This is a genomic window from Marinimicrobium hydrolyticum (assembly GCF_030848505.1).
GTDB lineage: Bacteria > Pseudomonadota > Gammaproteobacteria > Pseudomonadales > Cellvibrionaceae > JAVDDU01.
Map to the genome: position 1 here is coordinate 314,342 of NZ_JAVDDU010000001.1, position 12,733 is coordinate 327,074.

At 56.8% G+C, this 12,733-nt stretch carries 11 protein-coding genes; 8 read left to right on the forward strand and 3 right to left on the reverse strand.

Annotated elements, in window-relative coordinates:
- The first annotated feature begins 46 nt into the window (after positions 1 to 46).
- The 5 genes from lpxA to RBH33_RS01445 all read left to right on the forward strand — a co-directional run bounded on the left by lpxA (position 47) and on the right by RBH33_RS01445 (position 7,485).
- Positions 47 to 817: an acyl-ACP--UDP-N-acetylglucosamine O-acyltransferase gene (gene lpxA, locus RBH33_RS01425; RefSeq protein ID WP_306730336.1), complete on the forward strand. Its 771-nt coding sequence runs from the start codon at positions 47 to 49 to the stop codon at positions 815 to 817.
- Positions 818 to 827: 10 nt separating this feature from the next.
- Positions 828 to 1,973 (forward strand): lipid-A-disaccharide synthase, encoded by a 1,146-nt coding sequence (gene lpxB / locus RBH33_RS01430; protein WP_306730337.1) that lies wholly within the window; start codon positions 828 to 830, stop codon positions 1,971 to 1,973.
- Positions 1,974 to 1,981: 8 nt separating this feature from the next.
- Positions 1,982 to 2,587: a ribonuclease HII gene (gene rnhB, locus RBH33_RS01435; RefSeq protein WP_306730710.1), complete on the forward strand. Its 606-nt coding sequence runs from the start codon at positions 1,982 to 1,984 to the stop codon at positions 2,585 to 2,587.
- Positions 2,588 to 2,661: 74 nt separating this feature from the next.
- Positions 2,662 to 6,162 (forward strand): DNA polymerase III subunit alpha, encoded by a 3,501-nt coding sequence (gene dnaE / locus RBH33_RS01440; RefSeq protein WP_306730338.1) that lies wholly within the window; start codon positions 2,662 to 2,664, stop codon positions 6,160 to 6,162.
- Between the two features lie 375 nt (positions 6,163 to 6,537).
- A complete protein-coding gene (locus RBH33_RS01445; RefSeq protein WP_306730339.1) occupies positions 6,538 to 7,485 on the forward strand; it encodes an acetyl-CoA carboxylase carboxyltransferase subunit alpha in 948 nt (315 codons plus the stop codon).
- 64 nt (positions 7,486 to 7,549) lie between these two features.
- On the opposite strand, the gene RBH33_RS01450 is transcribed toward RBH33_RS01445, so the two are convergent.
- The 3 genes from RBH33_RS01450 to yciH form a co-directional block, all read right to left on the reverse strand.
- Positions 7,550 to 9,001 (reverse strand): catalase, encoded by a 1,452-nt coding sequence (locus tag RBH33_RS01450; protein ID WP_306730340.1) that lies wholly within the window; start codon positions 8,999 to 9,001, stop codon positions 7,550 to 7,552.
- 158 nt (positions 9,002 to 9,159) lie between these two features.
- Complete coding sequence (locus RBH33_RS01455) at positions 9,160 to 9,696, reverse strand: energy transducer TonB (protein WP_306730342.1); 537 nt, start codon at positions 9,694 to 9,696, stop codon at positions 9,160 to 9,162.
- 150 nt (positions 9,697 to 9,846) lie between these two features.
- Positions 9,847 to 10,173 carry a stress response translation initiation inhibitor YciH gene (yciH, locus tag RBH33_RS01460; RefSeq protein ID WP_306730343.1) on the reverse strand — a complete coding sequence of 109 codons (327 nt, stop codon included), beginning with the start codon at positions 10,171 to 10,173 and terminating at the stop codon, positions 9,847 to 9,849.
- 201 nt (positions 10,174 to 10,374) lie between these two features.
- Between yciH and RBH33_RS01465 the strand changes: the two genes are divergently transcribed.
- The 3 genes from RBH33_RS01465 (at position 10,375) to RBH33_RS01475 (ending at position 12,677) form a co-directional block, all read left to right on the forward strand.
- A complete protein-coding gene (locus RBH33_RS01465; protein WP_306730344.1) occupies positions 10,375 to 11,892 on the forward strand; it encodes a methyl-accepting chemotaxis protein in 1,518 nt (505 codons plus the stop codon).
- Between the two features lie 97 nt (positions 11,893 to 11,989).
- Positions 11,990 to 12,439, forward strand: a complete 450-nt coding sequence (locus RBH33_RS01470; protein WP_306730345.1) for a c-type cytochrome — start codon at positions 11,990 to 11,992, stop codon at positions 12,437 to 12,439.
- Positions 12,440 to 12,467: 28 nt separating this feature from the next.
- Complete coding sequence (locus tag RBH33_RS01475; RefSeq protein WP_306730346.1) at positions 12,468 to 12,677, forward strand: SlyX family protein; 210 nt, start codon at positions 12,468 to 12,470, stop codon at positions 12,675 to 12,677.
- Positions 12,678 to 12,733: the final 56 nt, after the last annotated feature.

Sequence of the window (12,733 nt, forward strand, 5' to 3'; positions counted from 1 at the left end):
TTGGACCCGCCGGTCCGGTCACCAAACTGTAGCAGCGAGACTAGCCTTGATAGATCCACACGCTATTGTTCATCCAGACGCTCGATTGGCTCCTGATGTGGTCGTGGGGCCCTGGACGCTGATAGGGCCAGACGTGGAGATTGGAGAGGGCACTACGATTGCCTCCCACGTAGTCATTAAGGGGCCGACCCGTATCGGCAAGCACAATCGTATCTTTCAGTTTTGCTCTTTGGGAGAGGACAGCCCAGATCTGAAGTATCAGGGCGAAAATACTCGCTTGGTAATTGGTGATCACAACACCATACGTGAAGGCGTCACCATTCACCGGGGCACTGTTCAGGATCGCAGTGAAACCACCGTGGGTAGCCACAACCTGCTGATGGCCTACGTGCACATAGGGCATGACTGCGTGGTGGGAGATCGCACCATTTTGGTCAATAACACCGCTTTGGCCGGTCATGTGCATGTGGGCGATTGGGCCATCCTCAGTGGCTTTACACTGGTACACCAGTACTGTTGGGTAGGGGCACACGCCTTTACCGGCATGGGCACCGCCATTGGCAAAAATCTCCCGGCATACGTATTGGCCACGGGTAATCCAGCTTCCGCCAAAAACATTAATGCTGAAGGTTTGCGTCGGCGCGGCTTTGATCAAGAGGTCATCGCTAAACTGCAAAAAGCCTTTAAGATCATCTATCGTCGCGGTCTGACGTTGGACGAGGCCATGGCAGAGTTGGATGTCATGCGGGCTGACTGTGAAGAACTCACCCCCTTGATGGATTCCCTGAAGATTACCGCACGCGGGATTGTGCGCTGACGGGGGTTGCATGACGGAGCGTGTGCGCATTGGCATGGTAGTGGGTGAGACATCGGGAGATATTCTCGGTGCTGGACTCATGAGTGCCTTGCGCAAGCACTACCCGGATGCGGAGTTCTGCGGTATTGGCGGTCCTCGCATGCTGGCTTTGGGCTTCCACTCCTTCTTCCCTATGGACCGACTGGCCGTAATGGGCCTGGTCGAGCCACTAAAACGCCTCCCCGAACTGCTCAAAATTCGCCGTTTTCTGCGCGAGCATTTCACCGAGCATCCGCCCACCGTGTTTATCGGCGTCGATGCGCCGGATTTCAATCTGACCCTTGAAGGTCACCTGAAAGAGGCGACCATCCCCTCGGTGCATTATGTCAGCCCAACGGTATGGGCTTGGCGGCAGGGCAGAGTGCATAAGATCGCACGCAGTGTGGATCTGATGTTAACGCTGTTCCCGTTCGAGGCCGAGTTCTACCAGCAACATCAGGTGCCCGTTGAGTTTGTAGGCCATCACCTAGCCGATGCGTTCCCCCTGGAAGTGGATCAGCTGGGCGCTCGGGAAGCATTGGGTGTGCCTGCAGATGCCCGTGTAATTACACTAATGCCGGGCAGTCGCAGTGGCGAAGTCAGCCGACTGGGGCCGGCGTTTTTACAGGCCGCGCGTCACTGCCTGGAGCAGGACCCAAGCCTGCAATTTCTGCTTCCCGCAGCCAGCCCGGATCGCTACCGGCAATTGCACCACCAGCTCGCTGAGTTTACCGATCTGCCGATTACCTTGATCCAGGGGCAATCTGAGCAGGCGATGACAGCCGCTGATGCCGTACTGATTTCCTCCGGTACGAGCGCTTTGGAGGCGCTGCTACTGAAGCGGCCCATGGTCGTGGCCTACAAGGTCGCACCCGTCTCTTACGCCATTCTGTCTATGATGGTGAAGACCGAACACATCTCCATGCCCAACCTGTTAGCGGGTCGCGAGCTGGTGCCTGAGTTTTTACAACAGCGGGCGCAACCGCAAGCGTTGGCCGATGCACTGATGCACTACTTCAAAAATCCGGAACAGACGCAGGCGTTAACCGAAACTTATGATCGCATTCACCGCACCTTGCGGCAGAATGCCAGCGAAAGCGCCGCCGCCGCCGTGGCCCGATTGGTGGAGAAGCGCTAATGGTGGCAATGAGCCCATTCAAACCCAGTTACGGGGGCGAGCTACTGGCCGGCGTTGATGAAGTGGGGCGTGGTCCACTGGCCGGTGATGTGGTGGCGGCAGCGGTTATTCTCGATCCGCGCAAGCGCATTCGAGGGCTGAGAGATTCCAAAATACTCACGGAAGCTCGTCGTGAACAGTTGTACGATGAGATCTGTACCAAAGCACTCAGTTGGTGTGTGGCAAGGGCCTCGGTGGCGGAAATTGACCGGATAAATATTCTACAAGCCAGCCTGCTGGCCATGACCCGCGCAGTGCAGGGGCTGGATGCAGAACCTGAGCACGTACTGGTGGACGGTAATCACTTGCCCGTATGGAGTTTCAGCGCCGAAGCCGTGATCAAGGGAGACAGCCGTCATCCGGCCATCAGTGCGGCCTCGATTCTCGCCAAGGTGACGCGCGATCGGGAGATGGCCCTATTGGATAAAGAATACCCCGGCTATGGCTTCGCGGAGAACAAAGGCTACCCCACCAAAAGCCATTTGGCCGCTCTGACGACGCTGGGAGTTACGCCGGTGCATAGAACGTCCTACGGGCCAGTGCGTGAGCGCTTGGCTCAGATTGAGTTATTCTAACCATCCGCAGCCGCCGGTAAGCGAATCGCTTAAACGCGGACACCCCCGAAAAAACCATAACACTGAAGAACATCATGGCTGCCGATTTTATCCATTTAAGAATACACACCGAGTTTTCCCTGGCGGATAGCTTGGTGCGCATCAAACCCCTGGTTAAGCAGGTCGCTGAGCTGGGCATGCCCGCTTGCGCCATCACCGATCAATGTAACTTCTACGGCTTGATCAAGTTTTACAAGGCCGCTCAGGGAGCGGGTTTGAAGCCCATCGCGGGCTGCGATTTTTTGCTCACCAACAGCGATCCCGAGGGCAAGCCTAGCCTGATCACCTTGCTAGCTATGAACAATACCGGCTACAAAAACATCATTGCGCTTATCTCGCGCGCCTGGCGTGAAGGCCAGAGGCAGGGTATTGCCTATCTTCAGCGGGAATGGATTAGCGCATGCAGCGAGGGTGTGATCGCGTTGTCCGGTGGTAAATTTGGGGACATAGGTCTAGCCCTAACCGCGGGCCGTCAGGGCCCGGCGCGACAGCTGTTGGACGACTGGATGGCGGACTTTCCTCAGCGCTTTTACCTGGAGTTGCAGCGCACCGGGCGCGAGAACGATGAGCACTATCTGCATGCCGCCGTGGAACTGGCCACTCAGGCTCAGTGCCCAGTCGTAGCGACCAATGACGTGCGTTTTCTGGAGCAGGACGAGTTCGAAGCCCATGAAGCTCGGGTGTGTATCAGCGAGGGCCGGGCACTGGACGATCCGCGTCGCGAACGTCGCTACAGTGATCAGCAATACCTGCGTTCGCCGGAGGAAATGCAAGAGCTGTTCAGGGATATCCCGGAAGCGTTGCAAAACTCCGTGGAAATTGCCAAGCGTTGTAACCTGGACATTCAACTGGGCACCTACTTCCTGCCCGAATACCCCATTCCCGATGGGCTGACCGAAAACCAGTTTTTTGAAAAAATTTCGTTTGAAGGTCTGAACGATCGCCTCAAGAACATTCTCGACTCCGCGGCTCCGGACTATCAGGAACGGCGCACAGTCTACGAGCAACGGTTGCGTTTCGAACTGGATATCATCATTCAGATGGGTTTTCCCGGTTACTTTCTGATCGTGATGGACTTCATCCAGTGGGCCAAAGACCATCAGATTCCGGTTGGCCCTGGCCGTGGTTCCGGTGCCGGTTCGCTGGTGGCCTACGCGCTGAAGATTACCGACCTGGATCCGCTGCAATACGATTTGCTGTTTGAACGCTTTCTCAACCCCGAGCGGGTATCCATGCCGGACTTCGACGTGGACTTCTGCATGGACAACCGGGACCGGGTGATTTCCTACGTAGCGGATCGCTACGGGCGCGATGCCGTGAGCCAGATTATTACCTTCGGCACCATGGCCGCCAAGGCGGTAGTGCGAGACGTGGCGCGAGTGCAGGGCAAATCCTACGGCCTGGCGGACAAGCTCTCGAAAATGATTCCTGCCACGCCCGGCATGACGCTGGCAGCGGCACTGGAGCAGGAAGAGATACTCCGGGAGTTTCTGGACAATGACGAAGAGGCCCAGGAAATCTGGGACATGGCCACGCAACTGGAGGGCCTGGCGCGCAACGTCGGCAAGCACGCCGGGGGTGTGGTTATCGCCCCCACCAAGCTGACTGATTTCGCGCCTTTGTACTGCGACGACGCCGGTGGCGGTTTGGTGACGCAGTACGACAAAAACGACGTGGAAGAAGCCGGCCTGGTCAAGTTTGACTTTCTCGGCCTGCGCACCCTGACCATCATTGATTGGGCCTGCGCCATGATCAATCAGCAGCGCGCCAAAAATGGCGAAGCGCCGCTGAATATCGAAACCATCCCGCTGGATGATCCAGAGACCTTCACCATGCTCAAACGCGCCGATACCACGGCGGTGTTTCAGCTGGAATCCCGCGGCATGAAGGATTTGATCAAGCGCATGGTCCCCGAGAGCCTGGAAGAGTTGATCGCGCTGGTGGCCCTGTTTCGGCCGGGGCCTCTGGACTCTGGCATGGTGGACGACTTTATCAATCGCAAGCACGGCCGCGCACAAGTGGCCTACCCGGACGCCAAGTACCAGCACCCGCGTCTGGAGCCGATCCTGAAACCCACCTACGGGGTGATCGTGTATCAGGAGCAGGTGATGCAGATTGCACAGGAATTGGCCGGTTACAGCCTCGGCGGTGCGGATATGCTGCGCCGGGCCATGGGTAAGAAAAAGCCCGAGGAAATGGCCAAGCAGCGCAAGGTGTTTGCTGAAGGCGCCAAAGAGCAGGGCATAGACCCCGAATTGGCCATGAAAATTTTTGACCTAGTGGAAAAATTCGCCGGGTACGGTTTTAACAAATCTCACTCCGCCGCCTACGCCCTGGTCTCTTACCAAACGGCCTGGCTGAAAGCCCATTATCCGGCCCACTTTATGGCGGCGACCATGTCCTCGGACATGGACAAGACCGACAAAGTAGTGACCTTCATTGAAGACTGTCGGCAGATGAAGCTGCAGTTATTGCCCCCGGACGTCAACAGCGGCGAATTTCAATTCAGTGCTGACGATGACGGCAATATTATCTACGGCCTCGGCGCCATCAAAGGCCTGGGCGAAGGCCCGGTGGAGAGCATTATTGCCGCGCGCCAGCAGGGGCCCTTTAAAAACTTGTTCGACTTCTGCGCCCGGGTTGATCCCCGTAAGGTCAATAAGCGCGCCCTGGAAGCCCTGATTCGCTCGGGTGCCGCTGACAAGCTTGGCCCCGGCGTAAACCTGGATTACGACCGGGCAGTCATGTTTGCCGCCATTAACGAAGCGGTAAAAACCGCGGAGCAGCAGGCCGCCAACCAAAGCGCCGGTATGGTGGATCTGTTCGGAGAGGTGATCCCCGGAGGTGGAGACAGCGAAGGTGACACCTACGGGGATTTTCAGCGGGTGCGCAGCTGGAGCGTAAAAGAACGTTTGCACGGGGAAAAAGAAACCCTGGGGCTTTACTTAACCGGCCACCCCATCGATGAATACGACAGCGAATTGGATCACTTGGTCTCGTCGCGCATTGCCAATTTGAAGCCGGAAAAGAGCTCGCAAACGGTCGCTGGCCTGGTGGTCGCCATGCGCATTATGAAAACCAAGCGCGGCGACAATATGGCCTTCGTCACTCTGGATGACCGCACCGGGCGCATCGAAGTGGCGATTTTCAGCGATGCTTACAGTGAAGCCCGGGACCTGCTTTTGAAGGACAGCTTACTGGTAATCACCGGCCAGGTGAGTCACGACGACTACAGCGGCGCGCTAAAAATGCGCGCCGACGGTATTCGCCTGCTGGCCGATATGCGCCAGGAAAGGGCGCGGGAACTGTGTTTGGCGGTGGAGGCGGGCGCCTTGCCGGCGAACTTTGCCCGACAGCTCAGTGAGCTACTGGACCCCTATCGGGATGGGCGGTGCCCTATAGTGATTGACTACCGGCGCACTGACGTACGCGCTCAGCTGCGCCTGGGCGCGACCTGGCAGGTGCATCCGGAGGACGATTTATTGCAGCGCCTGCGTGACACCTACGGGGCGGAGAGTGTGCAGCTTGTGTACTGACCAACTCAAGTTTCGAGTTCAACTTGAGGCGCTGGTATGGCGAACCCCACTGCGGGACACGCTGTGAATACGTCCATGTAAGCTCGACGTCGGCATCCCTGCCTCCGACGGTCCCGCAGCGGGGTTCGCCATCCCAGCTTAGTGCCACCCGACGAGTTTTTAGCCCCGAAACTTGAGTGACTAATAAGTTACAGGCAATAGTCGTTTTAGTTTGGCCGCCTGTGACGGACGCTAGTCGGGCAGGATCGCCTCCCACGGTCGACTATTTAGCCGTTTTCGCGTATCTTTAGACCCTTTCGTGCGGTGCGCGGGCCGCCCGTCAGCCGCTGTGAGCTGGCGTGAGACAGCACAATAAACTGGAATGCCTAGCCGATTATGAACCTGAATTATCTGGATTTTGAACAGCCTATCGCCGTCCTTGAAGGAAAAATCGAGGAGCTGCAACTGGTGGGCAACGACAACGACCTCAATATCACTGAGGAAATTGCCAAACTGCGGGAAAAAAGTACCAAGCTGACCGAAAGCATTTATGCCCAACTGACACCCTGGCAGGTGGTACAGGTGGCGCGTCACCCGCACCGGCCCTACAGCTCGGATTACATTAAGCGCCTGTTTACCGACTGGGACGAACTGCACGGCGATCGCCATTTTGGCGATGACCACGCCATTATTGGCGGTGTTGGCCGTTTGGACGGCAAACCGGTAATGGTTATCGGTGAGGAAAAAGGCCGCAGCGTCAACGACAAGGTGTATCGCAATTTCGGTATGCCCAAGCCGGAAGGCTACCGCAAGGCTCTGCGCCTGATGGAAATGGCCGAGCGATTCAAAATGCCGGTACTGACGTTGATCGACACTCCCGGCGCTTATCCCGGTATTGATTCCGAGGAGCGGGGTATCAGTGAGGCCATTGCCCAGAATCTCGCGGTTATGTCTCGCTTGCGCACGCCGATTATCTGCACCGTGATTGGCGAGGGCTCTTCCGGTGGCGCCCTGGCCATTGGTGTGGGCGATCAGCTGAACATGCTGCAATACTCCACCTACTTTGTGATCTCCCCCGAAGGTTGTGCCAACATTATTTGGAAAACCGTAGCCAAAGCGCCCCAGGCCGCCGAAGCCATGGGTGTGACCTCCAAGAGTTTGGAGGATTTGGGCATAGTGGACGAAACCATCCCCGAGCCGTTGGGCGGCGCACACCGGGATATTGAAACCATGGCCGCCAGTTTGCGAGGCCGTCTCGTGGACCAACTGGATCGGTTAAGCGGTGAGCCAATTGATCAGTTGCTGGAGCGGCGCTACAAGCGTTTGATGAGCTACGGAAACTGATTCTCCTTAAGATGTAAAAAAGCCCGCGACTGTCACCAGCGCGGGCTTTTTCTTTTCTGCAGGCTTAATTCCCCTGGTTCAAAGCGGCGCGAACGCCGGCCGCATAGTCAGGGTGAATCTGCTCAAAATGCCCCAGCTGGCGCTCGATAATAAACTCTGGAACGCCCGCCATGGCGGCCGCAATGTTGTTGAACAGCCGTTGTTTTTGGCCCTGATCAAACAGGTTAAAAAGGGCGCGTGGCTGGCTGTAGTCGTCGTTGCCTTCCCGGTGGTCATAGCGATCCACATCGCCGCTGATTTTCAACGGCGGCTCGCTCACGTCCGGCTTTTCCACGGGCCCGCTGAACGAGTTGGGCTCGTAGTAGGCGTCCGGATTGGGACTGTTGGGCGTGAAGCGCATTTGACCATCTCGGTGGTAGTGATGCACCGGGCATTTCGGGGCATTCACCGGCAGGGCTTCGTAATGGGTGCCCAAACGGTGCCGGTGTGCATCGGCGTAGGAGAAAATACGCGCTTGCAGCATTTTGTCCGGGGAAAAGCCAATTCCGGGCACGACATTGGACGGTGAAAACGCCGCTTGTTCAATCTCCGCAAAGTAATTATCGGCGTTGCGGTTCAACTCCAGAATGCCCACTTCAATGAGCGGGTACTCTTTGTGTGGCCAAACTTTGGTCAGATCGAACGGGTTGTAAGTTGTCTTCTCGGCGTCGGTTTCCGGCATAATCTGAACGCACATGCGCCACTTGGGGTAGTCGCCGTTTTCGAGGGCCGAGAACAAATCCTCCTGGGTGGATTCGCGGGTTTTGCCCACCACTTTTTCCGCTTCCTCATTGGTCCAGTGACGGTGGCCCTGTAGGGTTTTGAAATGGAACTTAACCCAGTAGCGCTCGTTGTCGTCATTGAGGAAACTGAACGTATGGCTACCATAGCCGTTGATGTGACGTACGTCTGTGGGCAGACCACGGTCGGACATCAACATGGTTACCTGGTGAAGCGATTCCGGAGACAGAGACCAAAAATCCCACATAGCGGTGGGAGAGCGCATGTTAGTGCGCGGGTGGCGTTTTTGGGTATGGATAAAATCCGGGAATTTGTAAGGGTCGCGCACAAAAAACACCGGCGTGTTATTGCCCACCAAATCCCAATTGCCTTCCTCGGTGTAAAACTTCAACGCGAAGCCGCGGACATCCCGCTCGGCGTCCGCCGCGCCAGCCTCACCTGCAACCGTAGAGAACCTGGCCAGAACTTGCGTGGTCTTGCCCACTTCCGCAAACAAACGCGCCTTGCTGTAGCGACTGATGTCGTTAGTGATGGTCAAGGTTCCGTAGGCGCCCCAGCCCTTGGCGTGCACAGCCCGCTCGGCAATGCGCTCGCGGTTTTGGTGTGCCAGTTTTTCAATCAGTTGGTAATCCTGCAGCAGCACTGGGCCCCGTGGCCCCGCTGTGAGTGAGTTCTGGTTGCTGGCGAGGGGAGCGCCGGCCGTGGTGGTTAAGGTTGGTTTGGGCTTATCGCTCATAGTAACTCCCTGGAAATTGGGCATGCAGCCCGAATGGCGGTGAAATCGTTGGGGCAGATGCCCCGTGATTCACAGCCTAGGCTATTAAGATCTGGGAGTACAATTGAGGTAGGCTATTGTTTAGATAGCCGACAGGGCAGGGTAGGGCGCCAACCCGGTCAAGCACTGGCTAGAAGCTGGTCGTATTTGCGGCTGAGCAGCTCGTAAAACTTCTCTCGCGCCTGCGAGACTTCCTGCTTAAGCGCCATGGCTTGTTCCAAACTGATGTCCTGCCGGCCCACGTAAACCTGTTTGCGATAGAGGGCGATCTTCCCTCCGTAAATGCGCAGGCAGCGTTCCAGGTTTTTCTCGCCCAGCATCAGGAGCTTGGCTTCAGCATCAGCGAGTTGCTTGAATTCCGCCACCAGCTCGGCACTGATGGCTTCCAGTTCCGCGCGTCTTTCCCGGGGCCACCGGTCTCCGAACTGCACGTATTCCGCCGCCAGTGACGAGTATTTGGCGAAGCTGTGCGTGACCTGGCCCACTTGCGAGGAGACTTGCTCCAACAGTGTCAGGCGACGGTTCTCGCGCGGGGATTTTGGCCCCACCAGGGCGTCGCGTCGCAACATTACCCAACCGGCAATGCCCGCGATGAGCGCGCCGAGGGCCACCTTGAGGGAAGTGTCGATTAACTGAAAAAAAATGGCACTGTCCATTGAGCACACCTTGGTGACATAGAATTGACGTTTAGAGCGCTTGTACGCTGTTAAGGACAGTTAGAGCAAAATCTGGGCCAAAGAAAGGGGACGATGAGTGAGCCGAGACGTAACAGTCGCGCGGTAAAAATGAGCGGGGCGCCGAGGGGCTTAGCCGCCCGCCAGCTTCACGGTATAACCTTTGGCTTCCAGGGCGGGCTTGAGTCGCTCCCGCTGATCGCCCTGAATTTCAATAACACCAGCTTTGACAGAACCGCCAGTGCCGCACAGCTGCTTGAGCTCTTTCGCCAGCGTTTTAAGCTTATCGGCGCTCTCCGGTACCCCGTCAACCAGGGTTACGCCTTTGCCTTTACGCCCTTTGGTTTCGCGGCGCAGGCGAACGATACCATCGCCCACAGGGGCTGCGTCGGCAGGTGTTGACTCGGACTTGATTCGGCCCTTGTCGGTGGAGTAAACCAAACGGCTATTGCGGCTCATGATTGGCGTCCTGGTGCAGAGTGAATGCGCGCAATCGTAGCATTTTCGAAGGCTTTATGCCTGCTTCTGCTCCCCTGGTTCCACTGATTGCGTGAGACACAGTTTAAGCCCGGAGAATCTGTGCTAAACCTAAGAGCAGTCTGGCCGATACAGCTTAACTATAACGAACTTCGCTCAACACTTTGGACCAGGGAAAAGGATATGACGGTATCGCAACCCATGGGGAAAGCCTTATTTTCCCTGGATGGACAGCGCCAACGGGCACACATGTTTATGCTCGCGGTGGTTTGGATTCTGTTTGCCTACGCTGTGGCACTGGCTTTTTGGTACGGTGTCTGGGGAACGGCGCTGGTGCTGGCTTTTCTCATGGCATTGGCGCCCAGCTTGCTGGTGTGGTGCATGCCCGGTCACGTCATTACCCGGCTCAGTTTCGCTGTCAGTTTTATGGCCATGACGGCCGTTCATATCCACAAGGCCCAAGGCATGATTGAGATGCACTTTGGCTTTTTTGTGCTCCTCGCTTTCCTCCTGTACTACCGAGATTGGCTGCCCATTGTGGTGGGCGCCGGTGTTGCCGCTGTGCATCATGTGGGCTTCCATATACTGCAGGCTGGCGGCTACCCGGTGTACGTATTTGAACATGGAGCGGGTTTTCAAATTGTGATTTTGCACGCTTGCTATGTTGTATTCCAGGCAGGCGTTCTCTGCGTGATGGCCCAGCAATTGCGCAAGGAGGCGCTGCAGTCGGAGGATGTGTACGCCTACACGGGTAACCTACTCAGCGGTGGCGAAACCATTGATCTCAAACCTCCTTCCCACACCCCTGTTACGCCGGTCGGCCAGGCGTTGAAACGAATTATTGAAAACACCCATCGGGTTTTGCTGGAGACCCGGGATGTGGCGGAACGGTTAACCTCCTCAGAGGCCGTGATAGGCGGACTGTCTGAGCAGTTGCTGGAGAAGTCCTCGTTGCAGGTTCAGGAGATATCCCAGGCCGCTACCGCGGTCACCAGCGCTTCAGAAGCGGCCGGTAGCGTGTCCCATAACGCTCAGGAAGCGGCTCAAACAACCCAAGCTGTGGATGGGGCGTCCACGGAGGGCCTAACGTCCTTGAGCCAGGGCCAGTGCGTTATCGAACAACTGGCAGCGGGCATTGACGAAACCAGTACGGTAATCAGAACAGTCGTTACTGAATCGAAGAAAATCGGCTCTGTGCTGGATGTCATTTCAGCGATCGCTGAACAAACCAATTTGCTGGCGCTCAATGCGGCCATCGAGGCGGCCCGGGCGGGGGACAGCGGTCGAGGCTTCGCCGTTGTTGCGGACGAGGTGAGAACTCTGGCCAGTCGAACCCAAGAGTCTTCCAAAGACGTGCAGGAAGCCATCGGCTGTCTTCAAAAAGCCAGCGAGATGGCCGACAACGCCATGGGCAGCAGCCGGCAACATATGGAGAACACTCGGGAGGCATTCGAGGCCATTGAGGGCAAGTTGTCCTGTATCGCCTCTGGTGTGCAAAAGCTCAATACCCTAAACGCCCAGACAGCGGCATTGGCCGCGTCACAAACTGAAGTCATGACGAAAGGCGAAACCAGTGTCAATTTTCTGAGAGGAGAGATCGATCAGAGCGATAAAAACGCTCACAAGCTCTCGGCCTCCGCAAATGACATAGCCTCCTTGGCCGCCGAATTGAAACGCAATATTCAGCAGTTCGCCCTGTAACACGCGAGGGAAGGTGCGGGAGGCTTGCGGCTGAGACTGCGCATCAGCGGGTCACTTACACCTAGGCTCTTATGCTGTCCTCCACCGAGGTGGTAGAATGCGACGTGAACGGAACGGAGCTTCGGCTCCGTTTGTATTTGAAGTCCCTACCCAAGGTTTACCTCCCGTGAAAATCGCCTTATTTCCCTCGATTATTGCTGTCCTCACCGGAATGTTGTTGCTGCTCAGCGGTTGCGGCCCGAGTCCGGCGCCCAGCCCCGGCACCGAGGTAGGCGGAGATAGCGAAGAAGCTTTGCTTCTGGTGGGGCGGCAGAGGTCTCGAACCTGCATGGGCTGCCACGGTCCCCAGGGCATTTCTCGGGTTCGCTCCTACCCCTCGCTGGCAGGTCAATCCAAAGAGTATTTACAAGAGCAAATGCTTGCTTATCGCAGCGGGGAGCGAGACGACCCGATGATGAGTTCTATCGCTCGCAATCTCAGCGACGAGGATATTGTTGCGCTCAGCCATTACTACGCCAGTTTGCCCGGTCCGGAAGAGCGGAACTGAGCTTGCTTGCCACAAGGTACCCGTATCGATGAATACGCTGGAAGATCAAATTATCGAATTACAGAGTCGCCTGGCCTTTCAGGAGGACACCCTCAACGAGCTCAATGGCGTGGTGGTCGAACAGGCCACCCAGATTGATCAGTTGCGTCAGCAATTGCGCTCCTTGGCGGAGCAATACCAGGATTTGCGGCACCACCAGGGCGCTGAGGGCGAGGATCAACCGCCACCCCATTATTAACGGGTTTGGAGTCACGAAAGAGGTAGGCTCCGGGAAGGAAAACTACCACAAACGGC

What these genes read in the sequence shown, in the direction of transcription:
- lpxB (WP_306730337.1), top strand. Translation starts at nt 828, where the DNA reads ATGACGGAGCGTGTGCGCATTGGCATGGTAGTGGGTGAGACATCGGGA.
- rnhB (WP_306730710.1), top strand. Translation starts at nt 1,982, where the DNA reads ATGAGCCCATTCAAACCCAGTTACGGGGGCGAGCTACTGGCCGGCGTT.
- dnaE (WP_306730338.1), top strand. Translation starts at nt 2,662, where the DNA reads ATGGCTGCCGATTTTATCCATTTAAGAATACACACCGAGTTTTCCCTG.
- RBH33_RS01445 (WP_306730339.1), top strand. Translation starts at nt 6,538, where the DNA reads ATGAACCTGAATTATCTGGATTTTGAACAGCCTATCGCCGTCCTTGAA.
- RBH33_RS01450 (WP_306730340.1), bottom strand. Translation starts at nt 9,001, where the DNA reads ATGAGCGATAAGCCCAAACCAACCTTAACCACCACGGCCGGCGCTCCC.
- RBH33_RS01455 (WP_306730342.1), bottom strand. Translation starts at nt 9,696, where the DNA reads ATGGACAGTGCCATTTTTTTTCAGTTAATCGACACTTCCCTCAAGGTG.
- yciH (WP_306730343.1), bottom strand. Translation starts at nt 10,173, where the DNA reads ATGAGCCGCAATAGCCGTTTGGTTTACTCCACCGACAAGGGCCGAATC.
- RBH33_RS01465 (WP_306730344.1), top strand. Translation starts at nt 10,375, where the DNA reads ATGACGGTATCGCAACCCATGGGGAAAGCCTTATTTTCCCTGGATGGA.
- RBH33_RS01470 (WP_306730345.1), top strand. Translation starts at nt 11,990, where the DNA reads ATGCGACGTGAACGGAACGGAGCTTCGGCTCCGTTTGTATTTGAAGTC.
- RBH33_RS01475 (WP_306730346.1), top strand. Translation starts at nt 12,468, where the DNA reads ATGAATACGCTGGAAGATCAAATTATCGAATTACAGAGTCGCCTGGCC.